Source organism: Pseudomonas sp. TNT2022 ID642 (assembly GCF_028656995.1).
Classification (GTDB): domain Bacteria; phylum Pseudomonadota; class Gammaproteobacteria; order Pseudomonadales; family Pseudomonadaceae; genus Aquipseudomonas.
In genome coordinates, this window is the sequence record NZ_JAMDGW010000011.1 from 1 (window position 1) to 26449 (window position 26449).

Below are 26449 nucleotides of genomic sequence, written 5' to 3' on the forward strand. Positions count from 1 at the left end.
AGTATCGTTTGACCAGATCAGACCGCGTTGCTCGCGCAAGTGACGCCGACTTGAAATACCGAGTTGAACGCAAGATTTGAAAAGCGCAAAAGTCGACTCCCTTTTCCCCTCGCCCTTGGGGGAGGGGGACTGACCGAGGTGTTTTTGCAAGTTACGCCGACTTGAAATACCGAGTTGAACGCAAGATTTGAAAAGCACACAAATCGGCTCCCTTCCCCCCTCGCCCCTGGGGGAGAGGGCTGGGGTGAGGGGGGAGAGCCAGCAGACTGTTGCGATCGCCTGCAAAAACACTAATTACCGTCGGCCACGACGCGTTCTATCTCATCGATCTTGCGCTGCAGCGTCTCGGCGTCTTGTTCCTTCACTCTTGTGGACGAGGGCGTGATGACCTTATCCACGGCTTCGGTGTCATCGTCGCGGTCTGCAAGATCGCGCTCGACCACATTCACCGGTTTGCCGGACGTGTCGGTGGGCGGGGCGTGCGGGGTTTTATCGTCGCTGTTCATGTTGGTGACCTCCAGTGGTGTAAACATTGGAGGCAGGCAGTGCGGCAGGCGTTCGATATTTTTGCCAGGTTATGCCGAATGGCGCCCTCCCGCGCTGGAGAGGGCGCGCTGACGGTTTTCAGTCTTTGAGAATGTCGCGATCCTTGGTTTCCGGCAGGAAGAACGTGCCCAGCACCGCCGTCATCACTGCAATCACGATCGGGTACCACAAGCCGTAGTAGATATCCCCGGTCGCGGCAACCATGGCGAAAGCCACCGTCGGCAGGAAGCCACCGAACCAGCCGTTGCCGATGTGATACGGCAGTGACATCGAGGTGTAGCGGATACGGGTCGGGAACAGCTCGACCAGCCACGCCGCGATCGGGCCATAAACCATGGTCACGTAGATCACCAGCACGGTCAGCAGGAGCAACACCATCGGGTAGTTGGTTTTCGCCGGGTCGGCTTTCTCCGGATAACCGGCCTCCTTGAGCGCAGTGCCGAGGGTCGCGGTGAACGCATCGTTGCGAGCCTTGAAGTCGGCGGCGGGCAGGGCGCTGCCTTCGAAACTCTCGACAACTTTATCGCCGATGCGCACTTGCGCGACGGTGCCCGGTTCGGCGATCACGTTCTCATACGGGATCGCCCGTTTCGCCAGCAGGGTTTTAGCCAGGTCGCAGGAGCTGGTGAATTTGGCCTTGCCCACCGGGTCGAACTGGAACGAGCACTGGTCGGGATTGGCGATCACTTTGACCGGGTTCTTCTCCTGAGCGATGAACACATCGGGGTTACCGTATTGGGTCAGCGCATGGAAGATCGGGAAGTAGGTCAGCGCTGCCAGAATACAGCCGACCATGATGATCGGCTTGCGCCCGATCCGGTCAGAAAGACTGCCGAAAATCACGAAGAACGGCGTGCCGATCAGCAGTGAGCCGGCGATCAGCAGGTTGGCAGTCTGCGGGTCGATCTTCAGCGTTTGCAGCAGGAAAAACAGCGCATAGAACTGCCCGGTGTACCAGACCACCGCTTGCCCGGCCGTACCGCCGAGCAGTGACATGATCACCACTTTCAGGTTGTCCCAGCGCGCGAAGGATTCGGTCAGCGGCGCTTTCGACGCCTTGCCTTCTGCCTTCATTTTCTGGAACACCGGCGACTCGCTCAGTTGCAGGCGAATGTACACCGAGACGATCAGCAGCAGGATCGACAGCAGAAACGGAATCCGCCAGCCCCACGCCTCGAAGGCTTCGGTGCCCAGTGCGGTGCGGCAGGCGAGGATCACCAGCAGCGACAGAAACAGCCCAAGGGTCGCGGTGGTTTGAATCCACGAGGTGAAGAAGCCGCGTCTGTTGCGCGGCGCGTGCTCGGCCACGTAGGTTGCGGCGCCGCCATACTCGCCACCCAGCGCCAGACCTTGCAGCAGGCGCAGGGTAATCAGGATGACCGGGGCAGCGACACCGATGGTCGCGTAGCCGGGCAAAATACCGACGATCGCGGTCGAGACGCCCATGATGACGATGGTGATGAGGAACGTGTGCTTGCGCCCGATCATGTCGCCGAGCCGGCCGAACACAATCGCCCCGAATGGTCGCACCGCGAACCCGGCGGCAAAGGCGAGCAGGGCAAAAATGAACGCGGTGGTTTCGTTGACGCCGGCGAAGAAATGCTTGGCGATGATCGCCGCCAGTGAACCGTAGAGGTAAAAGTCGTACCACTCGAAAACCGTGCCCAGAGACGAAGCGAAGATGACCTTGCGCTCCTCCTTGGTGATGCCGCCGCTGCGCGGTGGACTGCCGGTGGATGCTGTGTCGATTGTGGCCATGGGTGTTCTCCGTCGTGCTTATTGTTGTAGGCCGGAGTCCCCCGTTACCGCTTATCGCACTCTGGCCTTGTGGCGTATGCCGCAACTGCTCTCGCGTGAAACTTGCACAGTCTTACCGCCTCGCATGGCTGCGAGGTTTCCTGAAGCATAATCAGCTTTTGCCAGATATCCACCCGCCGGCCCGCACACTACGCCTTCACCCAGCGCTGGCGGCTCCACGCACTCAACCAGTCGACCACAAACACCAGCACCAGCATTGCCAGAATCACCGTACTCGCTTGCGCTTCCTGAAACAGGCTCAGGCTCACATAAAGCATCTGCCCAAGCCCGCCGGCACCGACAAAACCCAGCACGCTGGCCATGCGGATGTTGTTTTCCCAGCGATACAGAATGTAGGCGAGCAGTTGCGGGGCGAGATTGGGCAAGGTGCCGTAGCAGAAGGCGAGGATTGGATTGCCGCCCTGCAAACGAATCGCTTCGGCCGGTTGTGCCGGGGTATTTTCCAGTGCTTCGGCGAACAAGCGGCCGAGCACGCCGGTGGTGTGCAGGGCGAGGGCGAGGGTGCCGGCGTTCGGCCCTAGGCCGGCGGCAAGCACCATCAGTGCGGCCCAGACCAGTTCCGGAATCGCCCGCAAAGCGTTGAGCAACAGGCGCGAGGCACTTTGCAGCGGCCAGCCAAAGCGCCCGGCGGCGGGCAGGGCGAGAACGATGCCGAACACCGCCGCGAGTAGCGTGCCGAGGGCCGACATGGCCAATGTTTCCAGCGAACCATGGAAGATTGCCTTGAGGTAATCCGCACTCAAATCCGGGCTGAGAAAACGCTGCACATACGCGCCCATCTGCTTGAGACTGGTGGCGCTGCCCAGTTCACCGAGATCCAGCCCCAGATAAGCGAACGAGGCAATCACTGCCAGCGCGATGCCCGCGATCAGCAGCAGGTTGATCAGCCGATTCATGTCAGCCTCCAGCGCAGCAAGCGGCTGAGTTGATCGGCGGCCAGCACCAGAATCAGAAAGCACAGCAGAATACTGGCGACTTCACCGCCGGCGAACATGCGGATCGACAGGTCGATCTGCTGACCCAAGCCTCCGGCGCCGACAAACCCCATCACCACCGAGGCGCGGATTGCGCATTCCCAGCGATAAACCGTGTAGGAGAGCAGTTCCCCGGCGACATTGGGCAACGTGCCGTAAGCAAACGCCGCCAGTCGGCCGCTGCCTGCCTGCAACAGTGCGTGCGCCGGGCGCTGATCAGTAGACTCGAAAATCTCCGCGTAGACCTTGCCGAGCATGCCGCTGTAGGTGATGGCGATGGCCAGCACCCCGGCCGCCGGTCCCAGCCCGACGGCGCGGACAAACAACAGCGCCCAGACTATTTCCGGCACGCTGCGCAAAAAAATCAGCAGCCCGCGTACCGGCCAGCGCAGCAGACGCCCCAATCGACTGGGCACACCACCGCGCGAGGCGGCGGACAGCGACAGCGCACGACTGGCAATCAGCCCTGCGGGTATCGCCAACAACAGCGCCAATGCCATGCCGGCGGTGGCGATGGCCAAGGTTTGCAGGGTGGCTTTGAGCAGTAGCTGGAGAAACCCTTCGTCATGCGCCGGTGGCCAGAATTGCGCGACAAAACGGCCCATTTCATTCTGGCTGTCGGGCAGCAACACGCCCAGATCCAGCTCACTGAGCTGAATGCCCGGCCACAGCAAGGCAATCGCCAATAGCGTCAGCAGCAGCCGTGGACCTGCAGCGGGATCGCGTGAATCGGCTTTCAGCATCGTGGAATCTGCACAGTCAAAGGCGCGACCGCAGCGATCGGCGATTGCAGTTTTTCGTTGGCGTACAGCGCATCGAGCATCTCGGGGCTGACTTGATCGGAGGCGCAGTCAAACAGAATCTGGCCGTCGCGCAGACCGATGATCCGTGGGAAGTGCGACAGCGCCAGATCCACCGCATGCAGGCTCGCCACCAGCGTGACGTTGTGCTCGCGGGCATGCCGGGAGAGGATCGACAGCGTATGCCCGGCCATAACCGGATCCATTGCCGACACCGGTTCGTCGGCCAAGAGAATTTCCGGTGCCTGATACAACACGCGGGCGATGCCGACACGTTGCAACTGGCCGCCGGACAATTGCTGGCAATGGGCGAACAGTTTTTCGCCCAGATCCAGTCGCGCCAGAGCCGCCCGCGCCCCGGCCACATCCAGGGGATGCAGCAGGTTCAAAAGACTTTTACCCAGACTCCATTGGCCGAGTTTGCCGGCCAGCACTGCCGTGACGACGCGCTGACGCGGTGGTAGCGGCGGCGCCTGATGCACCAGGCCAATGCGCGCGCGCAGGCGTTGACGCTGACGGGCCGACAAGTGCCAGGCACGCTCGCCGAGCACTTCGATCTCGCCGCTGCTGGGCCGCAGTGCGGTGGCCAGCAGGTTGAGCAAACTCGATTTACCGGCCCCGGACGGGCCAATGATGGCGACCTGTTCGCCAACGCCAATCTGCAAGTCGACACCGCGCAGGGCGTCGACGCCATTGGCGTGGCGCAGGCCGCCCTGTTTGAGGCTCAGGATCATTTCAGCAGTTCGGCAGCGCGGGCGGCTTCCTCGATGCCCTTGTAGTTCTCAGGCTTGGTGTCGATAAAGCGGCTGGCCGCTTGCAGATCAAGAATCTTTTTCTGCTCAGGGTTGGCCGGGTCCAGATCAAGGAAAGCTTTCTTGATCTTCGCCGCCAGCGCCGGATCGAGGGTGCCGCGCACGGTCCAGTTGTAATCGAAGTAGGTCGGGGTGGTGGCGAAGACCTTGACCTTGTTGGTGTCGACCTTGCCGGCATCGACCAGTTTCTGCCAGACGCTGGCGTTCAGTACACCGGCGTCAACCTTGCCAGCCTGCACCCAGGCCACGGTGGCATCGTGCGCGCCGGAGTAGGCGACGCGACTGAAATACGCTTCAGGCTTGATGTTGTCGTTTTTCAGCATGAAGTAACGCGGCATCAGGCTGCCGGAGGTCGACGACACCGAGCCAAAAGCGAAGGTCTTGCCCTTCAGGTCGGCGAGGCTCTTCACGTTCGGGTCAGCCGTGATGAATTTGCTGGTGAACTGCGCATCCTGTTCGCGTTGTACCAACGGGGTCACCGGCGTCGTCGCGTCAGTCTTCAAGCGTGCCTGGACAAAGGTGAAACCGCCGAGCCAGGCCATATCCAGGCGATCAGTCGCGAGTGCTTCAACCACCGCCGGGTAGTCCGCCACCGGGACGAACTGCACTTTCATGCCCAGTTGCTGCTCCAGATAAGCACCCAGTGGTTCGAATTTGCGCAGCAGTTCGGTCGGGGCTTCGTCGGGAATCGCGCTGACGCGCAAAACGTCGGCGGCTTGCACCATCAAGGTAGAAAAGGACAGGGCCAGGCCGGCGGTCAGTGCCAGGGTGCGTTTGAGCATGGGAATCTCCGTTTCAGGGGTGTCAAAAGGTGTGAAGAGCTGAAATAGGGCGCTACGTGAGGGTAGACGAATCGGCGAGGTTATACGTACTCACACGCGCAAAGACCAGAGCCATGGGGATAGCGGAGTCAAAATCGCTCGTCGAGAATTGCTGGGAGGGTGAGTTCCTTGACATAGCTGGCCGCAGACAGACTCAAAATCATACGCACCATCTGGACGACGTCGTGAACAGGAATCAGCTGACCTCCGCCACGCTGCGCCGCCAGATCTAGCGGGGTGCTCAGCGGATCCTCTGTATTCAGATACCCAAGGTTCAGGCAGGTCACCGCCAGACGCTGGTGTCGGTAGCCTTCGCGCAATGAATCGGCAATCCCGCGCAGAGCGAATTTCGAGGCACCGAAAGCGACTTCCGGGCGCCCGCTTTGTGGCAGGCCCGAGGTTGATCCGGTGAGGATGATTCTGGGATGGGCGCTTTTCAGCAGAAGGGGAAGCAGGCGTTTGATCAGCAGGATCGTTGAGGTGATGTTGCAACTGACGATGGCTTGCACTTCCTCGTCCGGGGAATCGAGAAGCGCATAGGCTGGATCGAAGGCCAAGGTTTCCCAGATGCCGAGGTTGTAGATCAGTGTATCCAGTCCGTCATCGATGACCGCCTGCTCGATGGTGTGCGCCGCTTTTGCCGCAAACATCAGGTCGGCTTCTACCCACCGTACGTTGCGCTCGGCATCAACGATCAAGTCCTGGGGGCGCGTGCGGGAAACGCCAATCAGCGTGTCTCCCGCGTTGCCCAAACCTTCGATCAAAGCCTTGCCCAAGCCCTTGCTGGCACCGACCACCAAAATGTTCATCGATCGTCTCCCTGATCTGAATGCTGATGTGGGACAGCATGCAAACAGACGACCTCTGAAATGGCAAACGAATGGGTGTGTCCGGATATTTACGGTAGTTTGGCGATCACCTTGATCTCGAAATCAAAGCCATACAGCCACGTCACACCAATCGCGGTGGCGGTCGGGTGCGGCGCCTCACCCCAAAATTCGGTCAGGACCAGATTCCAGATCGTTTCGAACTTTGACTGCGGATCAACGATGAACACGGTGACGTCGACCACGTCGTCGAACGTGCAACCGGCCTCATGGAGGATTGCATTGAGGTTGCTGAACGCCTGGCGCACTTGGGTTTGCAGGTCCGGCTCTGGCGTGCCGTCCTCGGTGCTGCCGACTTGTCCCGAGACAAACAGAAAGCCGTTGGAACGCACCGCCGGCGAGTAACGATGGCGCTCGTAAAGTGCGCGGCGGGCAGGGGGGAAAACAACATCGCGCTGAGTCATGGGAGTGTCTCCTTCATTTAAGTTGATGGAGCCACTGTAGGTATTTGCAGGCGGGCGATAAACGCGCAAGCTTGGCGTTCACTGTTTGTGAAATCCAAACAATCGAGGGCGCACCTTGGACCGTTTTGACGCAATGCAGGCCTTTGCCCGGGTGGTCGAGGCGGGGAGTTTCACCAAAGCGGCAGAAACCCTGCACATGAGCAAAACCACCGTGACGCAACTGGTTCAGCAACTGGAGGCGCGGCTGCGGGTCAAGTTGCTCAACCGCACCACGCGCAAGGTCAACGTCACCAACGACGGCGCGGTTTATTACGAGCGAGTGATCAAGTTGCTGGCCGATATGGACGACGCCGAAACCAGCCTGCCCGGCGCGGCGGCGTTGCCTAAGGGGCGGCTACGCGTGGACGTACCGAGTCCGCTGGCACGGTTGATTCTGGTGCCGGCCCTGCCTGAGTTTCACGCGCGTTATCCGGATATCCAGATCGACATGGGCGTCAGCGACCGCATCGTCGACATCATTGATGAGAATGTCGATTGCGTGGTGCGCGGTGGCGAACTGCTGGACTTGTCGCTGATGGCGCGCAAGGTCGCCGATCTGCAGTTGGGTGTATTTGCCGCACCGCAATATCTGGCGCGCGTGGGCACGCCGGTGCATCCACGGGAGCTGGAAGACAGCCATCATCGGGTGGTCGGGTTCCTCTGGGCACGCACCGGCAAACCGGTGCCGTATGCCTTGCACAACGCCAGTGAAAACCTGCAAATCAAAGGCCGCCACGTACTGGCAGTCGATGACGGCAACGCTTACCTTGCGGCAGGTCTGGCGGGCTTGGGCGTACTCTGGCTGCCCAAGTACATGTCCAGCGCTCACGAAGCGCAGGGCGAACTGGTAGCGCTTTTTGAGGACTGGCAACTCGAACCGATGCCGCTCTATGTGGCCTATCCGCCGAACCGGCATGTCAGCCTCAAGCTGCGGGTATTCATCGACTGGATTGTCGAGGTAATGGCGGCGCATGCACCGGTCATTGATCGCCCAGGTTATTGATCAGCCATTCGCTGAAACTGCGCGCCATCGGGTCGTTTTCGCTGTCGCGATGAGTCAGCAGCGCCCAGTTCGGCCCGCGAATGGTGTCTTCGACCAGCGGCTGCAACAGGCCATCTGCCCGCGCCTGACGGCTGAGTAACTGGCTCACCAGCGCGATGCCGAGCCCTGAACATGCGGCGTCCAGCAGCAATCCCGGGTCTGAGAAGTTCAGGCCCTGATCCTGCTGACCCACATCGATCCCGGCCTCAACCGCCCAGTGGCTCCAGTCCATTTCCCGCTCGCCATGCAATGTGGTGCGTTGTGCCGCCGGCAACGCCAAAACCCTCGGATGACAGGCTGGATAGAGTCGATCAGCGTGCAGCACTTTGAAGCTGCATTCGGCCTGCGAGCTGATGTCGTCGCGCACCGCCAGATCAATCGTCTGGGTGGCCATGTCCGGCACTTCATCGGTGCTGAAAATCCACAGATCGACCTTGGGATGCTGCGCGCGAAAGTCCGCCAAGCGTGGCAACAACCAATGCCGGGCAAACGCTGGCGTGGTGTTGAGCACCAGTTGATTGGGTTTCTGATACTGGCCCAGACGCCGAATCCCCACCGCCAATTGCTGCAGCATCGCTTGCGTGGTGCTGAGCAAATCGTGGCCGGCATCGGTCAATGCCACGCTGCGACCGCTGCGGAAAAACAGCGGCTGTTCCAGATACGCCTCAAGGCTGCGGATCTGCTGACTGATCGCCGACTGCGTGAGGTTCAACTCCTCGGCTGCCTTGTGAAAACTGCCGAGCCGGGCGGCGGCTTCGAAGCCTCGCAGAGAACTGAGTGGCGGCCAGTGCTTAAGCATATCGATAAGTTCCTCTAATCAGTTGTCCGCAAAATCCATCGTTTGTTTGCCTGTTTGCGCGTCCGTAGCATGGTCGGTGTGAACACATTGGCTTAACTAACGAGGCTTATCATGCAGCACAACGACAATAAAAACAGCGCCTGGATGATGCCGGCAGAGTGGGTGACCCACGCCGCGACGTGGATGGTCTGGCCGCACAACCAGACGTTGTGGGAATCCGGTTGGCGCGTGACCCTGGCGCAGGTGCAGGAAGATTTCGCTCGCGTCGCCAACGCCATCGCCCGTTTCGAACCAGTGAAACTGGTGGTCGATCCGTCGGCGGTCGCCAGCGCCAAAGCACTGTGCGGGCCGAACATCGAGCTGATCCCGCTGGCGGTCAACGACAGTTGGTGCCGCGACTCTGGCCCGACCTTTATCTGCCATCCGCAACGAGGATTGGCTGGTGTGAGCTGGCGCTTCAACGCCTGGGGCGGCAAGTCGGCGCATGACCTGGACGAAAGTCTGGCGCGTCGTGCGCTCAATCACCTCGGCCTGGAATGCTTTGGCACGCCGCTGAGCAACGAGGGCGGGGCGATTCACGTTGACGGCGAAGGCACGCTGATCACCACCGAATCGGTGCTGCTCAATCCCAATCGCAACCCCGACATCGGCAAGGCCGAGATGGAAGAAATCTTCAGCCGTTTGCTCGGCGTGAAGAAAACCATCTGGTTGCCGGGCGATCCGGATTACGTCACTGGCGATATGACTGACGGCCACGTCGATGGCGTCTGTGCCTTTGCCCGTCCGGGCGTGTTGCTGGTGGATGCCACCCACGATCAGTCTTCGGTGTACGCCGAAGTGGCGCGGGAAAACCGTCGTGCGCTGGAACTGGCCACCGATGCCAACGGGCGTAAATTCGAGCTGATCGAACTGTTCGAAGCCACCGATGCGGTCGACACCGAAGCCGAAGTGTTCTGTGCCTCGTACACCAATTTCTACATCGCCAACGGCGCGATCATCATGCCGGCGTATGGCATCGAGGCTGACAACGTCGCCGCCAAAGTGCTGGAGCAAGCCTTCCCCGACCGCGAAGTGGTGCCGGTGCGGATCAATCATTTGGCCCATGGCGGCGGCGGGGTGCATTGCATCACCCAGCAGCAGCCGGCCTGGCCGCTGAGAGGTTGAAAGCATGAGCATTCTGACCATCGCTATTACCCAGATGCCGTGCAGCTGGGATTTACCGGGCAACCTTGATCGCGCCGAACAACTCGTGCGCGAAGCGGCGCAGCAGGGCGCGCAAGTGATCTTGTTGCAGGAGCTGTTCGCCACACCGTATTTCTGCATCGAACAAAGCCATAAACACATGGCGTTGGCCGAGGAGTATCGCGACAGCCGCGTACTCGCACGCTTCGCCGCTCTGGCCCGCGAGTTGGGCGTGGTATTGCCGCTGAGCTGGTTCGAAAAGTCCGGCAATGCCTACTTCAACTCGCTGAGTGTGGCCGATGCCGATGGGCGCCTGTTGGGTGTGTATCGCAAGACCCATATCCCCAACGCCATCGGCTATCAGGAGAAGGAATATTTCAGCCCCGGCGACACCGGTTTCAAAGTCTGGGACACCGCGTTCGGCTGTCTCGGCGTGGGTATCTGCTGGGATCAGTGGTTCCCGGAAACTGCCCGTTGCCTGGCGTTGATGGGCGCCGAAGTACTTCTGTATCCCACTGCGATCGGCTCGGAACCGGGCTGCGCGGCGCTGGATTCCCGCGACCACTGGCAGATGACCATGCGCGGCCATGCCGCTGCAAATCTGCTGCCGGTGGTGGCGTCGAACCGAGTCGGACGCGAAGTGGCGACCACCGATCCGAGCCTGCAAATGAGCTTCTACGGCTCATCGTTCATCAGCGATCACAAGGGCCAATTGCTCGCCACCGCAGATCGCGACAGCAGCGGTATTTTGCTGCACAGCGTCGATCTTGCCGCCATGCGCGAAGAGCGCTTGAGCTGGGGCATTTATCGAGATCGTCGTCCGGAAATGTACGGCCCGCTGCTGAGTCAGGACGGTCGCCACCTCCACGCACGCTGGAACACTCAAGGGGTCTGACATGGCTATCAAACACAAGCGATTGCTCGGCGCGATCGGTATGGCATTGACGTGCGTCATGCCGTCGTTGCACGCCGAAGACAAAACCCTGCGGCTGTACAACTGGGCCGACTATTTTGCCGAAGACACCTTGAGCCGCTTCACCGCCGAAACCGGGATCAAGGTGATTTACGACGTCATGGACGGCAGCGAAACCCTCGAAGCCAAGATGCTCTCTGGCGGCAGCGGCTACGACCTGATCTTCCCCGGCGACACCGTGGCCGAGCGCTTGATGCGCGCCGGCAGCCTGATGCCGCTGGATCAAGCGAAACTGACCGAACTGGCTGACATCGAACCCGGTTTACAGAAGCTGCGCGGCCATTACGAGCACTCCAGCAAAGCCACGGTGCCTTACACCTGGGGCACCATCGGCCTGACCTACAACGAAGAGCAGATCAAAAAACGCATGGCCGATGCACCGGTCAACAGCCTCGACATGCTGTTCAAACCGGAGCTGGCGGCGAAGTTTGCCGATTGCGGAATCTCGATGATCGACTCGCCGGACGAAGCCTTGGCGGTGGTGCTCAATTACCTCGGACGCGATCCGCGCAGCGGCAAAGCGGAAGATCTGGCAGCGGCCAGCGAGCTGCTGATGAAGCTGCGTCCGTATATCCGCAAGTACCAGTCGCAACCGGTGACCGATCTGGTCAACGGCAACCTGTGTCTGTCGCTCGGCTACAGCGGCGACATGACCCAGGCCCAGCGCACCTCGGACAGCGCCGGCAAACACACGCGCTTCCAGTATCGCGTGCCACGCGAGGGAACCACGGTGTGGATGGACACCATGGCCATTCCGGTCGACGCCAAACATCCGGAATACGCCTACGCGTTTATCAACTTCGTCATGCGCCCCGAGAACATGGCAGCGATCAGCAATTTCACCGGTTATCCGACTTCCAACGCCAAGGCGCGGGCGAGTGTCGATGAAAGCATGCGCGACAACCCGGATATCTACCTCGACGAGGCGACCTATGCTCGATTGATTCCGGGCAAGGACATTCCCCAGGCCGACATGCGAGCGCGCATGCGCACCTGGACCAAATTCAAGACTGCCACTGGCAAATGATCCATGGCCGGCGTGTTGCGCCGGCCCTTTTTTCTACAGGAAAAGCAACATGTCGACTCGTCGCGAATTCATCAAACAGGTCACGGTCGCCGCCGGCGTCGGCGCTGCATTTATGGGCCTTGGCCTGTCGCCGGGCAAAGTGTTCGCCGCTGCGCAAGGCCGCTGGTTCATGCCCGACGAAGGCGATAAGCATGAGCGCGCCTACATCGCTTTCGGCGCGCAGGACGCGATCTGGGAAGACTTCACCGAAGACGTTCAAGAAGCCCTCGGCCGTATCGCCCGTGCCATCGCCCGGTTTGAACCGGTCACCGTGTTCTGCCGCAAGAACGAGCGCAGCCTCGCCGAAGAATTCTGCGGCACGCACAACATCACTTACGTCACCGCCACGCTCGATGACATCTGGATGCGCGACATCGGCGCCAATTTCGTTATCGACGACAAGGGCGGTCTCGGCGCGGTGGACTTCAACTTCAACGGTTGGGGTGGCAAACAGCAGCACAGTAAGGACGCGAAGATCGCCGCACTGATGGCCGACGACGCACAAGCCACCTACATCCGCACCGATCTGGTGGGCGAGGGCGGCGGCATCGAGGTCGACGGTCACGGCACCGGGATCATGACCGAAAGCAGCTGGATCAACCGCAATCGCAACCCCGACTGGAGCAAGGCCGATGTCGAAGCCGAACTGAAAGAGCGCCTGGGCCTGCGCAAAATCATCTGGCTGCCGGGGATCAAGGGCAAGGACATCACCGACGCCCACGTTGATTTCTACGCACGCTTCATCAGGCCCGGCGTGGTGATTGCCAACCTCGACACCGACCCTGAATCCTACGATCACAAGGTCACCCTGGCGCACCTGGAAATCCTCAAGAACGCCACCGATGCCGACGGTCGAAAATTGCAGATCCACACGATGTCGCCGCCACTCAATCCACGCAAAAGCAAGTTCAACAAAAACAACCCGGACTTCGCCGCCGGCTACATCAATTACTTCGTGATCAATGGCGCGATCATCGCCCCAGAGTTCGGCGATAAAACGGCAGACAAAAAGGCTTTCGACCTGCTTTCGCAACTGTATCCGCAGCGCGAAATCGTCCAGCTCAACATCGATGCCATCGCCGCTGGCGGGGGTGGAATTCACTGCGTCACCAGCCATCAACCACAGGCGTGATTGACTCTTTGGCGGATCAAGCCAACTATCGGCGCACAACAACATGACCGATGGACCCGAACTTGATCGAACGACGCCAATTCAGCGGAGGCATGAAGGGGAAAAATCTCCGCTATCTGAATGAGCAAGGCGCGGATGATACGCGCATGACCCGCACCGGTTTTCTGCTGCTCGAACACTTTTCATTGCCGGCGTTTACCCAGGCGCTGGACACCGTTGTCACTACTAATCTGCTGCGTCCGGGGTTGTTTTCTTCGCGCACGTTTGGCTTGGGTGACGGTGAAGTCATCAGTGACTTGGGCCTGGTGATCCGCCCCGATGCACGTCTGGATTCGGCCGCGCTTCAGCAACTGGATCTGCTGGTGGTGTGTGGCGGTTATCGCACCGAACTGCGCGCAAGTGATGAGTTTATCGGCTTGCTCAGATCAGCAGCGGAGCGCGGCATCGCGCTCGCCGGGTTATGGAATGGCTCGTGGTTTCTCGGCCGCGCCGCGTTGCTCGATGGCTACCGCTGCGCGATCCACCCGGAGCACCGCCCGGCGCTGACCGAGATCGCCAAAGCCACCCACGTCAGCAGTGAACCCTATGTGATTGACCGTGACCGACTCACAGCGTCGAGTCCGTCCGGCGCTTTCCACATGGCACTCGACTGGATCAAGAGCCTGCACGGCAAAGCCTTGGTCGAGGGCATCGAAGACATCCTTGCGTTCGAAGAGTCGCGCTACCGACGCATCAAACCGGATGAAAACCTCTGCGTCAGTGCGCCGCTGCGTGAAGTGGTGAAACTGATGGATGCCAATCTGGAGGAGCCGCTGGAGCTGGAGCAACTGGCGGTGTACGCGGGGCGCTCACGTCGCCAGTTGGAGCGCTTGTTCAAGGAACAACTGGGCACCACGCCGCAGCGTTATTACCTGGAACTGCGCATCACCGAAGCAAGGCGTTTGCTGCAACACACCGAGCTGTCACAAGTGGAAGTGCTCGTAGCGTGCGGCTTCGTTTCCCCAAGCCATTTCAGCAAATGCTACAGCTCATATTTCGGCTACAGACCCTCCAAAGAAAAACGGCTGGTCAAATAACCCAAGCCGTTACCCACCTGAATTCACCTCGAAATCCCACGTCGGCGAACCTCGCCCAAACACCCCGGTCAGTTCCCTCTCCCTCTGGGAGAGGGCTAGGGTGAGGGAATTTGCAGGCGGCACCAACCGCTTCTCAACAGAGTTCGATGCGATATCCCACGTCGGCGTACCTCTTCCAAACACCACGGTCGGTCACCTCTCCCTCTGGGAGAGGGCTAGGGTGAGGGGCTTTGTCGGCGGCACCAACCGCTTCCTCACTAGAGTTCACCTCGGTATCCCACGTCGGCGTACCTCTCCCAAACACCACGGTCAGTCCCCTCTCCCTCTGGGAGAGGGCTAGGGTGAGGGGCTTTTAAACACCGCCGCGCACACACGTTTAACTTACACGCACTGTTACGCCATAACGGCTACAACACCTTGCGCCGTTGCCTACGCGTACGCCAGAATCCGCCGGCTTACGCGCCTTGAGGCGGGCTGTATCGTTTCCCTGTCACTGCAAAACAGTGATCGGGTTTGGTAGCCCGTTTCTTGACAGCCCGTATTGCATCACCTTATGCGGTCTCTTTTTTGGGACTCGGTTTTATATGGTGGCCATGCGTGGGGCCCTTTCGGGGGCGCCGGGTTTTCTCTGTCTTGACCGGTCTACCAACCCACGTCTGGCCGCCACCCTTCGTTTGGTAGCGAAAGTGACGGCTCTTCAATTCTTCTAAGACAAAGAGTCCTTTATGTTCAAAATTACGCCAAACCCGCCAGAAACCGATCCAATCCCCTACGACGCCGCACTCGAACCTCGAAACATCAAAGAGGCCACCGACCGCGCGATCAACTTCTACCTCAACCCCTCCGCGCTGAAGACTTCAATACCCACCCGAAAAACCGGCAAGATCTACCTGATCGACCCCACGGTGGATAACGAAACCCTGCTCGTCGAAGCCACTGAAACCTTGTCCTCTGCCAGTGACATGGCCCGCGATCTCGCCGATTCGATTGACCCTTCACAGCGCAAAAAGATGTTGATCCTGCAACAGGTGATCATGCTCAGTGAATTGGTGGTCGGTCGAGTTCTGGATAACCAGCGCTTGCCGCGCTAGTCGCGATGCAGATGGGTGAGGGCGCTCGCGCCCTCATTTGCACGGAAGCGTCCGCGATCGCGACGCTTCACGCCTTCTATCAAAGAACCGCAAACGGTTCTTGTCTGGAGTTTCAGCTGATGTCTCAGCCACCCGAACCACCGGTCACAGACCTGGTGTCCCCGTACGCATCGCCCAATTCAAGAAAACTTCACGAAGCGGCAGAGCGAGCGCTTGACCATTACCTGTTGCCTGCCGCGATCATGGCCACGCCCTATACGCCCAATGCTCTGTTCATGGCCAACCCGCAAGCAGACACCGAGTCGTTGCTGACCAATGCTTGCGGGTCGTTGGCGTCCGCGTCGGTCATGCTCGGTAATTTTGCCGGAATGCTGGAGGGCGCAAATCGTCATACGCTGCTGGGCATTGCGCAAGTGGTCATGTTGGGGGAGTTGGCGGTGAACAAGGCGTTGGATCTGGTTGTGCCAACCGAGTGATCGCGCACGTTAGTCGGGGTTGAGGGTGTCTGGTCGGGCGTGATCGCGAGCAGGCTCACTCCTACAGGGGGAACGCATTTCAAATGTAGGCGTTCGCCTGCTCGCGATGACGCCAGTTCAGGCAAAGCATTTGCAAAACGTGACCATCTCTCAAGCTTTAATCCCACCCTAAAATAATCAAGCAGTCAGCCTTCGCGGCTGACTACTTTTTAGTTTCTACAGGTGATCCGCATCAATCACAGCCTTGGCAAACGCCTGCGGATCTTCCTGCGGCAGGTTGTGGCCAATCCCGCCGTTGATCAAACGGAACTGATACTTGCCGGTAAAGCGCTTGGCGTAATCCTCCGGCGCCGGGTGCGGCGCACCGTTGGCGTCGCCTTCAAGGGTAATGGTCGGCACGCTGATCGACGGTGCGGTAGCGAGTTTCTGTTCCAGTGCCGCGTACTTCGCTTCACCCTGCACCAAGCCCAGACGCCAGCGATAGTTGAACACGGTGATGTCGACGTGATCCGGGTTCTCCAGCGCCTTGGCGCTGCGGTCAAACGTGGCGTCGTCGAACTTCCATTGCGGCGAAGCGGTTTGCCAGATCAGCTTGGCGAAATCATGAGTGTTTTTCTCGTAGCCGGCACGACCACGGTCGGTCGCAAAGTAGAACTGATACCACCACTGCAACTCTGCCTTGGGCGGCAGCGGATTCTGCCCGGCGGCCTGATTGCCGATCAGATAACCACTGACCGAAACCAAAGCTTTCACCCGTTCCGGCCACAGCGCCGAGACGATGTCCGCCGAGCGCGCGCCCCAGTCATAACCGCCGAGCACCGCTTGCTTGATCTTCAGCGCGTCCATGAAGTCGACGACGTCACTGGCCAGCGCCGCTGGTTGACCGTTGCGCAGGGTGTCTTTGGAGAGGAACTGCGTATCGCCATACCCACGCGCATAAGGCATCAACACCCGATAACCCTTGGCCGCCAGTAACGGCGCGACTTCGTCGTAGCTGTGAATGTCGTAGGGCCAGCCGTGCAGCAGGATCACCACCGGACCATTGGCAGGGCCGGTTTCGGCGTAGGCGACGTCGAGCACGCCGGCCTTCACATGTTTCAACGGGCCGAAAGGCGAGGGCGCGGAATAGCTGGCGGCCGCAGGCTCAGAGGTTTGCGCCTGAGCGCTGCCAAAAGCGCCGAACAACGACAAAGCCAGAATCGACAAACCGAACGCGGTTTTGCGGGTGTGCAGTGCCATCTTCATGGTGACGTCTCCTTTGCGAGCTTTTGGCCAAGGGGTCTGAATGAACCCTTGAAACCTTGAGTGCATTTGAGCGCTGGGACGTATCCGGCCTGTGTCGAAGAACGGCTTAGTTGAATGTCGATGTGTCAGGTTGGGGTTCGTACACAGTCTGATACACGGCGACGAAACCGACTCACCACGGGCCTGATTCAGGCCAAAATAATAAGTGGCTGTTTTAAAACAAAAAATATTTCACTTCGCGCTTCCCAAAGCAAAAAAACCTTGGTAAATTGCGCCCCGTTCTCACAGCGAACCTAACGAAGTAGCTGGACAGAGCAGTAGGGGCGTCGCCAAGCGGTAAGGCAGCAGGTTTTGATCCTGCCATGCGTTGGTTCGAATCCAGCCGCCCCTGCCATATTCGAAAAAAACGCCAACTTCGCAAGAAGTTGGCGTTTTTTTATGCCTGCGATTTGGCCAGGCAAAGCGGGGCAGGCATGCGCGGCGCCGAAGCACCGCGCACGCCGTCCACTCAGTGCGGTGCGCGCGGAATGGTTTTCATCAGGTCTTCGGGGCTGATGTGGCCGACCACGCTGCCCGGTTGCGGCAGGTTGAGGATGTGGCCTTTCATCTTGCCGATGATGTGCATTTCACACGGCTTGCAATCGAACTTCAGCGTCAGCACTTCATCGCCGTGGATCAACTGCATCGGCGCAACTTTGGTGCGCACGCCGGTCACGCCTTTCGCCTGTTTCGGGCACAGGTTGAAGGAGAAACGCAGGCAGTGCTTGGTGATCATCACCGGCACTTCGCCCGGCTCTTCGTGGGCTTCATACGCGGCGTCGATCAGCTTGACGCCGTGACGGTGGTAGAAGTCGCGCGCCTTTTGGTTGTAGACGTTGGCGAGGAAGGTCAGGTGCGAATCCGGGTACACCGGCGGCGGGCTGGTTTCGGCTTTACGGCCACCACGCGGATGAGCGGCGACACGGGCGGCGGTCAGGGCTTCGATCACTTCACGGCGCAGCGACTTGAGCTGCGAGTTCGGGATGAAGAACGCCTGTGGCGCATCCAGCTTGATGTCGGTGGCGTGGTACTGCGTGGTGCCGAGCTGGCCGAGCAGATCGCGCAACTGTTCCAACGCTTGCTCAGGCTTGTTGGCCACACCGAACGGACCGTTCAAGGTAACGCTGGCGCTGATGCCTTCTTCACTGGTGGCGGTCACTTCCAGCTGTTCTTCACGCAGACGAGCGACCCAGCTCAGGGCCACGCGACGCTCGGAAGAGGTCTTTTGCAGCGCTTGCTGCCAGTTGTGATCGAGGTTGCGATTCAACGGATGATTCGGGCGCAGCTTGTACAAGCCTTCCGGCATCTCGTTCGGCTCGACGCGGTAGCGATAGCGCTTCTCGCCGTCTTCTTCGAACTCGCCTTTGGCTTCAGCGATGTTGGCGCGGAAACCGACCACTTCGCGTTTGACCAGCACGTTCAAGCCGTCGCCGTTGGACAGCGGCTCCTGGGTGACGACCTGCATGTCGCGTTTGCCGACTTTCTCGACAATACCCACTGGCAGACCGGTGAAGGTCGGCGAGTCGAAAGCACCGATGTCGATCTTGCGATCGGTGACGAAATAGTCGGTGCTACCACGGTGGAAAGTCTTTTCCGGGTCAGGCAGGAAGAAGTGCGCGGTGCGGCCGCTGGAGGCGCGGGCCAGGTCCGGGCGGTCTTCGAGCACGTCGTCGAGGCGCTGGCGGTAATAGGCGGTGATGTTCTTCACATAGCCCATGTCCTTGTAGCGACCTTCGATCTTGAACGAACGCACACCGGCTTCAACCAGCGCGCGGATGTTGGCGCTCTGGTTGTTGTCTTTCATCGACAGCAGGTGTTTTTCGTAGGCGATCACGCCACCCTTTTCATCTTTGAGGGTGTACGGCAAGCGGCACGCCTGGGAGCAATCGCCACGGTTGGCGCTGCGACCGGTTTGCGCATGAGAGATGTTGCACTGGCCAGAGAAGGCCACGCACAACGCGCCATGAATGAAGAATTCGATGGCGGCGTCGGTTTCGTCGGCGATCGCGCGGATTTCCTGCAGGTTCAGCTCACGGGCCAATACCAGTTGCGAGAAACCGGCCTGATCGAGGAACTTCGCCCGCTCCAGCGTGCGAATGTCGGTCTGGGTCGAGGCGTGCAGCTCGATCGGCGGAATGTCCAGCTCCATCACGCCCAGATCCTGAACGATCAGCGCGTCGACACCAGCGTCGTACAACTGATGGATCAGCTTGCGCGCCGGCTCCAGTTCGTTGTCGTGCAGGATGGTGTTGATGGTGGTGAAAATTCGCGCGTGATACTTGCGGGCGAACTCCACCAGTTCGGCGATTTCGCCGACTTCGTTGCAGGCGTTATGGCGCGCGCCGAAGCTCGGGCCGCCGATGTACACGGCATCAGCGCCGTGCAGGATCGCCTCACGGGCGATGGCCACATCGCGGGCAGGGCTGAGCAATTCCAGATGATGCTTGGGCAAGGACATAGTTTTTTTAGTCAGGCTGTCACGGTTAGGCGCGCATTCTACCCGTGAAACGACATGTCGGCACCTATGTACCGATGGTCTGCAAATCGCGCATTGCACGTTTCGCGGATTCGCGCAACTGTCAGACCTGTCAGTTGTTGCGCAGAAGGAAGTTCGAAATAGTAATGAAGTCACTCGCCGAGCATTCATTACGAAAAGGACATGTTGCTATGAACGATAAAGACTATTTTCGTTATTTAGGTATCAACAAAGATAATTTGAACAGAAGGACCCGCGCGCCGGAAATTTACTACAAAGCCGTGATTGACCCTGTCCATCCGCACCTTGGCGGGCCGGTATTTCAGGCAACCCAAGAAGGTAAAGCTCTGTACTTCGGGTCCGCCGAAACCTTTAGCCTGATCGCGCACCATCGAGAGGATGCGAACAACATTATCGAAATAATGTCGTTCGTTATTGATAACGAGTTACCCGATGGAGAACACGACATAGGGGGGCTGGGTAGTAGTGTTCAAGGGCTCATCACAATGACCCCGAATATCATCTATGCCAAGGCGGGAAAAATTAAGTTTCAGAGAAATGACGCGAACGGTTCGATAACCGCCAATTTCCACTTCGATTTTGAGTTTGAGGACCAAGGTCAAGTCAAAAAATATAGCGTAAAGGAAGGAAAGTTATCGCTTGTTGCCACAGGGCCACTTGAAGCCCGGAAGCGATCCTGAAAAGACGCGAGCCAGCCTTTACAGGCTTGGCTCGTGTTTTAAGCCTCTATGAGGCGGCGGCTGATGACCTGAAAGGAGTGGCGCTCAGGCTTTGGCCGCCATCGCCGTGACTTCCACGCGCATCCCTTCAACCGCCAGCGACGCCACACCTACCGCCGCACGCACCGGCCACGGCTTGGCGAAGAAGCGCTGGTAAACCTCATTGAATGCGGCGCGATCAGTCATGTCGGTGAGGTAGATGGTCAGGTGCATCACGCGATCCATCGAGCTGCCAGCACGCTCCAGCGCAACTTTCAGCGCTTGCAGGGTGCATTCGCTTTGCGCGGTGATATCGCCCAGTTCCAGGCTGCCGTCGGCACGGGTCGGGATTTGCGTGGACATCATGATCCCGTTGAACGTGGTGACGTCCGAGGAAATCGAGTCGGCGTCCGGATCCGGAGTGAAGGTGATGTCTTGGTTAGCCATGCTGATCCTTTGATTGAGCGAGTGAAGATGGCCGCAGTTTACAGATACAGCGTCGACATGGCCCGTTCCATGACTCCAGAGATCGGTCAGACAGGCTGCGCGCCGCCTCCGTCGCAAGGGCTGCAACAACGCAGGGGCGGGCGCCGATGCGCTGCATATAGCCGGCAAGTGCCGGCCAGTCTTGTATGTCGATGGCAAAGGTCGGCAGCCACCTCAGTACCGTAAACAGATAAGCATCGGCGACGCCGAATTTGTCCATCAGATAGTGCCGAGCCGACAGTTGCTGATTCAGGTAATCAAGGCGCTTGAACAGTGTGTGGCGGAAAATCGTTTTGACCGATTCCGGAATCTGCGCATTGAACAGTGGTGCACTGCCACCGTGAATTTCCGTACTGATGAAGTTCAGATGCTCCTGCAGACGCGTGTGCTGCCATGAACCCTGGGGTGGCGCCAGCGTGTTGCCGGGCACCTGATCGAGCAGAAACTGCAGGATCGCCGGCCCCTCCGTCAGCACGTCGCCGTTATCCAGAACCAGCGCGGCAACGTAGCCCTTCGGGTTGATCTCACGAAAGTCATGGCCATCGGCAGTGCGCTTGCTCTGGTTATTGACGCGAACCAGTTCGAACGGCAAACCCAGTTCCCGCAGCACAATGTGCGGGGAAAGCGAACAGGTCATGGGTGCGAAATACAGTTTCATGGCACTTCCTTGCTGAGAGAGGACGCCAGATTCCATTGCCGAAGCGGCTTTCGCAAAGGTCATTTGCGGTGCTAGCGTATGACAAAATCTCATGAGCACTCAGAACCATGACGTTCCGACTTCCCTCGCTGAACGGTTTGCGCGCCTTTGAAGCGGTCGCCCGGCATATGAGCTTCACCAAGGCTGCCGAAGAGCTCAACGTCACCCAGACCGCTGTCAGTCACCAGATCCGCCGACTCGAAGCAGAGCTGGGCGGGCCGCTGTTTTTGCGGCTCAATGAGGGGTTGGCACTGAGCGAGGACGGGCACGCCTACTTGCCGGGTGTACGTGCGGCGTTTCAAGAACTGCGTTACTCGACTGAGCAGTTGCTTGCCTCTCGCGATAAAAGCGTGCTGACGATCAGTACGCTGGTGTCGTTTGCATCGAAGTGGCTGTTGCCGCGGTTGCCGTCCTTTCAGCAGGCGTGTCCCGCTATCGATGTGCGAATCAGTGCGTCGACTGAATTAGTCGATTTTCGCAAGGGCGCTATCGATGCAGCCATCCGCTACGGGCGCGGCGACTGGAAGGGTTTGCGTGGCGATTTTTTGATGTCCGATGAAGTTTTCCCGGTTTGCAGTCCGGCACTGGCGAAGACCTTGCGCGCGCCCGCAGACCTGGCCAGTCAGACGTTGTTGCAAGTCAGCGGCGCGACAGCCGGTGACTGGAGCGCCTGGCTGCGTGCCGCCGGTCAACCGCCGCAACTCGCCGAAGGCCCGCGCCTGACCTTCGATCTGGCGCTGATGGCGGTACAGGCCGCTGTCGACGGGCAGGGCGTGTGTATTGGCCGCTCAACCTACGTTGAGGACGATCTGCGGGCCGGGCGCCTGGTGGCTCCGTTCGATCTGCGCCTGAAGGATGAACTCGGCTTTTATCTGGTAGCGCCCCATGAAACGGCGGAAGCAAAGAAGATCGTGGCGTTCAGGACATGGCTGTTGGCACTGCCGCCCGGCAAAGACACCTTTGTATAAGCGTGTATCAAGTTACTGCGCAGACACACGCGAACAATAAACTCGGGGTTTGCGACACATCCGCCATACACGCGGCTCCCAAAGTAGCGGTCACACCACCACTACGTTTGAGAGGGCTCCACCATGCATCGTCCACTGTTACTGGCCAGCGCTGCGCTACTCGCTTCAATCATCGGCGTCGCCCACGCGGCTGACGCGCCAGCCAAAAGCTGGCAACAAGGCTTGAGCCGCACCGATCTGGTTCGCCAGGATCTGGGGGCTGCCGAGCGCGAAGTGATTCAGGCGCGTGTCGATTTTGAGCCGGGCGTAACCTCGCCCCGGCATGCACACCCGGGTGTCGAGGTCGCTTACGTGATCAGCGGCACGTTCGAATATCAACTGGAGGGCAGGGCGCCGGTGACGTTGAAGGCGGGGGATTCGTTGTTTATTCCGGAGGGTGCGGCGCATGTCGCCAAAAACATTGGTGTGGACAAGGGTTCGGAGTTGGCAACGTATATCGTCAAGAAGGGCGAGCCGTTGCTGATTCTCAAACCGTAGGCCCGCGCCTCAATGGAGAGTCGCCGCTCGGCGACTTTCTCCAATCCTGATTCGATCGAGCGCTCGGTTCAACGCATCGAGCGCATCGAGCAGGGCTTTGGCCTCGGCCTCTCGACCTTCGCCCCACAAGCGCTCGGCCATTTTGTTTAAAGCCTGGATCGAGCGTTCGATCTCTGCGGCGGTTGCGGGTTCTTTATGGGTTGGCTGTTGCTTCGGCATTCGATGATCATCTCGCCAGGAAACTCTGAGGTTTTCATTTTTAACACGTACGGGGCGCACGAATCCGCCAAAACGATGATTGCGGAAAAACCGGAAAAGGTCATAACACGCTTGACGCGATGAAGCGGGTGGTGACTACGATTGCTTATTAAAGGGGCGAATCCGAAGACTCAGTACCGAAGACGGCGGCTGTGCAGGACCCCAATCAGCATAAGAACGGGATGACATGTTCGAAACTTTCGAAGTAGAAGTGCCAGGTGCGCAGTTTCCGTGCTCGAAGGGATACCAGACGGAAAAGGACAAAGCCAAGCTGTGGCAGCGACTGTTGAAAAATGCACATGGCAAGCAGGCCAAGTGTTTATGCCACGGGCAGGGCGCCAAGCTTCTCAATATCCGCTACCTCAAAGGCAGTGAACATTACTTTCTCGCCAGGTGCGCGAACACCGGGTCGGAGCACGCGTTCGATTGTCGTTTTTTTAGTGAGGCAGAGTCTCGTTCCGGACTGCGCGCCTATGTTGAAGGCGTTGTGCTGGAGGGGGGCGACAACGATGTCAGCGTCCGTCTATCACACGCTATTCAAATCAGGGCGAATAACGATGGCGATGATCCTCAGCCTGTCCTTGCGCTCAATCCCCGTAAACCGCGAAGAACACAGCGTGTGATGACGCTTTTGGGGCTGCTGCATCTGCTTTGGACGCGCAGCAATCTGCATGCCTGGGTCCCTGCGATGGAAGGTAAACGCAAGGATGCAATCCTTGAATGGCAGCTCAAAAAAACGGCGGAGAACATCAAAACCCATCGTATGACCCTGGACCGAGTGCTTTTGACTCCAGCGCAAAGAGGCTCGATGGATGCAAGGCGTAACGTCTCTGTGCTGGATACGGCCAAAAAGCATAACTACCGGCTGCTCGCCATCGGAGTGCTTGAGCCTTTTGCCGGTGCGGTTGAAGACAGCGTGGATCAGATGCCCGCACTGTCGTTGATGAACAGCGCGGGTATACCAAAGCTGTACCTCAATGGTCAGGTCTGGCCAGATGCACAGAAAAGTTTTGCTCGAGAGATTGCAGCCTGGAAAAAAGGTGCTAAGACCATCGCCATCGCTTTTTTTAACCTTCGTCAAAACAGCAAGTACTACGATGTTCTCGAGGTCGCACTGATGCGCGTGAGTGACATGCTCATTCCATTGGATTCGAGTCTTGAAGGCGTCGTCGAGACGATGCTGCGCGAGCAAAAACGTAAATTCTCCAAGCCGCTGCGATTTGACGCAGATGAACAAACCCTTCCCGACTTCTGGTTGAATGACCTGGAGGATGAATATCCAATGGAAGTGTTTGGTATGAACACTGCAGATTATCTGCAGCGCAAAGCGGCCAAAATCATTCACTACCAGACTGAGTACTCAAAGCGATCGGGATGGTGGCAGTGGGATGCCGCTGAGGACCCCGATGCGAGAAACATTCCGCAACTGCCACCTGCGATGAAATAACCACGATGTGAATGGAGGACCCTGTATCTGGGCTTGCTGCACTACGAACTGCGAAAGGCCCCTCGACTGCGCGAACTAGCTCGAGAGCTCCGCAGCAGGACCGATCAGGCCTTTGGCTCTTTCGTACAACTCGTCGAATGTGATGACTTGAACATCTGACAACGCGTTTCTGAACATCTGAAAGGAACTGAATCTGTCTTCATGGATACTGCCGTTTTGGTTGGTAAACTCAGCCAGCGTTCCAATGACAAGAAACGACTTTGGTTTATACATGTAGAGCTTTTCACCGCAGTCGAATCCCTCGTCGTCCTTGACGGTGAGGCTTGTCTTCAGATTTTCCATCGATACCTGAACCGTGCGCTGGAGTTGCGCGATACCGCCCGCCAGTTCATCGGATATGGCCCAGGCACCAGGACGGTAGGATGTACTTACCTGACGAAGTAAAGGCTTTTCATGGGTCTTGATTTCGGCGAAGCACAGCGAGCTGATCATTCCATTGGAACTGAGAAGGGCATCAACTCTTTTGCCTGCACCCTTGACGCTATGCCCTGCAACCACTTGCTCAAGTCTGCCGTCCTGCAGTGGAGTGTTGAACAGGTAATTGAGACCAAAGCCAAAAATCCACTGGTTTGCCTGAAAAAATTTCTGCCAAACACTTTCCGGCCCCGCGCCGCCCTCAATACTGCTTCTGAAGAAGGACGCGTCGTTCAATAAACGTTGAAATGTCTTCAGTTGAGTTCTTTTTTCTTGCATGCCAAGGATGTCGTCGACGCTTACCTTGCCTTCACGCAACATCGTCAACACTTCATTTAGTGCTCGGCTGTCCTCTTGCGCACGTTTTAAACCTTCCGACATTTTCTCCGTAGCGAAGTCATCGTCTAGTCGATTGCTTAAATCATTGAGTTTCGACTGCAGCGCCAAGCTGAGTGTTAGGCCATCTGCCAATGCATGATCAAAGGTATAGCTGAAGATGAGGTGTTGTCGATTCGCTGAGAAGAATGGGTGGTTTGAAGCAATAGAGCTGAACAGCAGCTTGAAACCGGAAAAATAGGCGGTGACCTTTTCAAGATCATCGGCCACCCGGTTTGGCCCAATAAATAGCAGCACATCAAAGGCGTCGTATGAAATCGTCGCCGAAGCAATGCCTGAAATCAGTTGTGAATATTTTAAGTAAGTGATCTTGAGTGGCTCCGGCGCTTTATCGGAGTCCGCAAGTAGCTGTCTCAATTCCTCGTCAAACTCATAGATCCACGCAACCGAAAGCGTTTGTTTCTTCGCCGCTATCCTTTTCAACGCGGTTCGAGCGACTAAGGTCTTCCCTGTTCCCTGAGCCATTTGGATCAAGGCGAGCCTGCTCCCGCTCAGATACGATTCCACAATGCGTTCAACGGCTGTTTGTTGTACTGAGTTCAGATTCATTTGCCACTCGTGTAAATACCGACGGAGAGATAAGACTTTAGCGCCATGCTGCCGTTTTCACGCCGGAAAGAGAATCGAATCCCGCGGTAAAAATGCAAAGGCCGAAGGCAGTTGGCCGAGCAACGAACACAGCGGAGTTGCTTCAAAAGCAATAGTCATTTGCGATTCCGGTGGATTGTTGCTGTCAGGACCTGAAGTTAGCATCGGTTCATCGCTGCAA

Annotated in this window: 27 protein-coding genes and 1 tRNA gene; 13 read left to right on the forward strand and 15 right to left on the reverse strand. The window is 58.4% G+C overall.

Annotation, left to right across the window (positions count from 1 at the left end; all coding sequences use genetic code 11):
• Positions 1-290: 290 nt before the first annotated feature.
• The 8 genes from M5G26_RS11440 to M5G26_RS11475 form a co-directional block, all read right to left on the reverse strand.
• Positions 291-506, reverse strand: a complete 216-nt coding sequence (locus tag M5G26_RS11440) for a hypothetical protein (RefSeq protein WP_273915350.1) — start codon at positions 504-506, stop codon at positions 291-293.
• A gap of 118 nt (positions 507-624) precedes the next feature.
• Positions 625-2304 carry an MFS transporter gene (locus tag M5G26_RS11445; RefSeq protein WP_273915351.1) on the reverse strand — a complete coding sequence of 560 codons (1680 nt, stop codon included), beginning with the start codon at positions 2302-2304 and terminating at the stop codon, positions 625-627.
• Positions 2305-2492: 188 nt separating this feature from the next.
• A complete protein-coding gene (gene phnE, locus M5G26_RS11450; RefSeq protein WP_273915352.1) occupies positions 2493-3260 on the reverse strand; it encodes a phosphonate ABC transporter, permease protein PhnE in 768 nt (255 codons plus the stop codon).
• Positions 3257-4081 carry a PhnE/PtxC family ABC transporter permease gene (locus tag M5G26_RS11455; protein WP_273915353.1) on the reverse strand — a complete coding sequence of 275 codons (825 nt, stop codon included), beginning with the start codon at positions 4079-4081 and terminating at the stop codon, positions 3257-3259. Before M5G26_RS11455 ends, phnE begins: the two co-directional genes overlap by 4 nt.
• Positions 4075-4872 carry a phosphonate ABC transporter ATP-binding protein gene (locus tag M5G26_RS11460; protein WP_273915354.1) on the reverse strand — a complete coding sequence of 266 codons (798 nt, stop codon included), beginning with the start codon at positions 4870-4872 and terminating at the stop codon, positions 4075-4077. The genes M5G26_RS11455 and M5G26_RS11460 overlap by 7 nt, the downstream gene beginning before the upstream one ends.
• Entirely contained in the window at positions 4869-5732 is an 864-nt protein-coding gene (locus M5G26_RS11465; RefSeq protein ID WP_273915355.1) for a putative selenate ABC transporter substrate-binding protein, read from the reverse strand. Before M5G26_RS11465 ends, M5G26_RS11460 begins: the two co-directional genes overlap by 4 nt.
• Positions 5733-5860: 128 nt before the next feature.
• The gene (locus tag M5G26_RS11470) at positions 5861-6580 is read right to left on the reverse strand and encodes an SDR family NAD(P)-dependent oxidoreductase (RefSeq protein ID WP_273915356.1); all 720 of its coding nucleotides are present in this window, start codon (positions 6578-6580) and stop codon (positions 5861-5863) included.
• Between the two features lie 89 nt (positions 6581-6669).
• Positions 6670-7062, reverse strand: a complete 393-nt coding sequence (locus M5G26_RS11475) for a RidA family protein (protein WP_134177156.1) — start codon at positions 7060-7062, stop codon at positions 6670-6672.
• A gap of 115 nt (positions 7063-7177) precedes the next feature.
• On the opposite strand from M5G26_RS11475, the gene M5G26_RS11480 reads away from it, so the two are divergent.
• Positions 7178-8104, forward strand: a complete 927-nt coding sequence (locus M5G26_RS11480) for a LysR family transcriptional regulator (protein ID WP_273915357.1) — start codon at positions 7178-7180, stop codon at positions 8102-8104.
• On the opposite strand, the gene M5G26_RS11485 is transcribed toward M5G26_RS11480, so the two are convergent.
• Positions 8082-8942, reverse strand: a complete 861-nt coding sequence (locus tag M5G26_RS11485) for a LysR substrate-binding domain-containing protein (RefSeq protein WP_134177154.1) — start codon at positions 8940-8942, stop codon at positions 8082-8084. The two genes, M5G26_RS11480 and M5G26_RS11485, sit on opposite strands and share 23 nt — an antisense overlap.
• Before the next feature lie 111 nt (positions 8943-9053).
• On the opposite strand from M5G26_RS11485, the gene M5G26_RS11490 reads away from it, so the two are divergent.
• The 7 genes from M5G26_RS11490 (at position 9054) to M5G26_RS11520 (ending at position 15938) form a co-directional block, all read left to right on the forward strand.
• Positions 9054-10106, forward strand: a complete 1053-nt coding sequence (locus M5G26_RS11490) for an agmatine deiminase family protein (RefSeq protein ID WP_273915358.1) — start codon at positions 9054-9056, stop codon at positions 10104-10106.
• Positions 10107-10110: 4 nt separating this feature from the next.
• Positions 10111-11019, forward strand: a complete 909-nt coding sequence (aguB, locus tag M5G26_RS11495) for an N-carbamoylputrescine amidase (RefSeq protein WP_273915359.1) — start codon at positions 10111-10113, stop codon at positions 11017-11019.
• A gap of 1 nt (position 11020) precedes the next feature.
• The gene (locus tag M5G26_RS11500; protein WP_273915360.1) at positions 11021-12124 is read left to right on the forward strand and encodes an extracellular solute-binding protein; all 1104 of its coding nucleotides are present in this window, start codon (positions 11021-11023) and stop codon (positions 12122-12124) included.
• Between the two features lie 49 nt (positions 12125-12173).
• Positions 12174-13295, forward strand: a complete 1122-nt coding sequence (locus M5G26_RS11505; RefSeq protein WP_273915361.1) for an agmatine deiminase family protein — start codon at positions 12174-12176, stop codon at positions 13293-13295.
• 50 nt (positions 13296-13345) lie between these two features.
• On the forward strand, positions 13346-14371 hold the full coding sequence (locus M5G26_RS11510; RefSeq protein ID WP_273915362.1) for a GlxA family transcriptional regulator: 1026 nt from the start codon (positions 13346-13348) through the stop codon (positions 14369-14371).
• A gap of 725 nt (positions 14372-15096) precedes the next feature.
• Positions 15097-15462 carry a DUF6124 family protein gene (locus tag M5G26_RS11515; protein ID WP_273915363.1) on the forward strand — a complete coding sequence of 122 codons (366 nt, stop codon included), beginning with the start codon at positions 15097-15099 and terminating at the stop codon, positions 15460-15462.
• Between the two features lie 119 nt (positions 15463-15581).
• Positions 15582-15938 (forward strand): DUF6124 family protein, encoded by a 357-nt coding sequence (locus M5G26_RS11520; RefSeq protein WP_134177149.1) that lies wholly within the window; start codon positions 15582-15584, stop codon positions 15936-15938.
• A gap of 216 nt (positions 15939-16154) precedes the next feature.
• Here M5G26_RS11520 and M5G26_RS11525 read toward each other — a convergent pair whose 3' ends face one another.
• Positions 16155-17183, reverse strand: a complete 1029-nt coding sequence (locus tag M5G26_RS11525) for an alpha/beta fold hydrolase (protein ID WP_150692686.1) — start codon at positions 17181-17183, stop codon at positions 16155-16157.
• A gap of 319 nt (positions 17184-17502) precedes the next feature.
• Here M5G26_RS11525 and M5G26_RS11530 point away from each other — a divergent pair.
• A tRNA-Gln gene (locus M5G26_RS11530) sits at positions 17503-17577 on the forward strand.
• A gap of 114 nt (positions 17578-17691) precedes the next feature.
• On the opposite strand, the gene M5G26_RS11535 is transcribed toward M5G26_RS11530, so the two are convergent.
• Positions 17692-19680 carry a peptidase U32 family protein gene (locus M5G26_RS11535; RefSeq protein ID WP_095118617.1) on the reverse strand — a complete coding sequence of 663 codons (1989 nt, stop codon included), beginning with the start codon at positions 19678-19680 and terminating at the stop codon, positions 17692-17694.
• A 209-nt stretch (positions 19681-19889) separates the two neighbouring features.
• On the opposite strand from M5G26_RS11535, the gene M5G26_RS11540 reads away from it, so the two are divergent.
• Positions 19890-20399 carry a hypothetical protein gene (locus tag M5G26_RS11540; RefSeq protein WP_273915364.1) on the forward strand — a complete coding sequence of 170 codons (510 nt, stop codon included), beginning with the start codon at positions 19890-19892 and terminating at the stop codon, positions 20397-20399.
• An 84-nt stretch (positions 20400-20483) separates the two neighbouring features.
• Here the strand turns inward: M5G26_RS11540 and M5G26_RS11545 are convergent, their stop codons facing one another.
• Both M5G26_RS11545 and gstA read right to left on the reverse strand, forming a co-directional pair.
• Positions 20484-20864 carry a RidA family protein gene (locus M5G26_RS11545; protein ID WP_273915365.1) on the reverse strand — a complete coding sequence of 127 codons (381 nt, stop codon included), beginning with the start codon at positions 20862-20864 and terminating at the stop codon, positions 20484-20486.
• Positions 20857-21561 (reverse strand): glutathione transferase GstA, encoded by a 705-nt coding sequence (gstA, locus tag M5G26_RS11550; protein WP_273915366.1) that lies wholly within the window; start codon positions 21559-21561, stop codon positions 20857-20859. Before gstA ends, M5G26_RS11545 begins: the two co-directional genes overlap by 8 nt.
• A 107-nt stretch (positions 21562-21668) precedes the next feature.
• Between gstA and M5G26_RS11555 the strand changes: the two genes are divergently transcribed.
• Positions 21669-22568, forward strand: a complete 900-nt coding sequence (locus M5G26_RS11555; protein WP_273915367.1) for a transcriptional regulator GcvA — start codon at positions 21669-21671, stop codon at positions 22566-22568.
• 123 nt (positions 22569-22691) lie between these two features.
• Positions 22692-23105 carry a cupin domain-containing protein gene (locus tag M5G26_RS11560; protein ID WP_273915368.1) on the forward strand — a complete coding sequence of 138 codons (414 nt, stop codon included), beginning with the start codon at positions 22692-22694 and terminating at the stop codon, positions 23103-23105.
• 9 nt (positions 23106-23114) lie between these two features.
• On the opposite strand, the gene M5G26_RS11565 is transcribed toward M5G26_RS11560, so the two are convergent.
• Entirely contained in the window at positions 23115-23324 is a 210-nt protein-coding gene (locus M5G26_RS11565) for a hypothetical protein (protein WP_273915369.1), read from the reverse strand.
• A 226-nt stretch (positions 23325-23550) separates the two neighbouring features.
• On the opposite strand from M5G26_RS11565, the gene M5G26_RS11570 reads away from it, so the two are divergent.
• Positions 23551-24810 carry a DUF1173 family protein gene (locus M5G26_RS11570; protein ID WP_273915370.1) on the forward strand — a complete coding sequence of 420 codons (1260 nt, stop codon included), beginning with the start codon at positions 23551-23553 and terminating at the stop codon, positions 24808-24810.
• Positions 24811-24885: 75 nt separating this feature from the next.
• On the opposite strand, the gene M5G26_RS11575 is transcribed toward M5G26_RS11570, so the two are convergent.
• Positions 24886-26229, reverse strand: a complete 1344-nt coding sequence (locus M5G26_RS11575; protein ID WP_273915371.1) for a Shedu anti-phage system protein SduA domain-containing protein — start codon at positions 26227-26229, stop codon at positions 24886-24888.
• Positions 26230-26449: the final 220 nt, after the last annotated feature.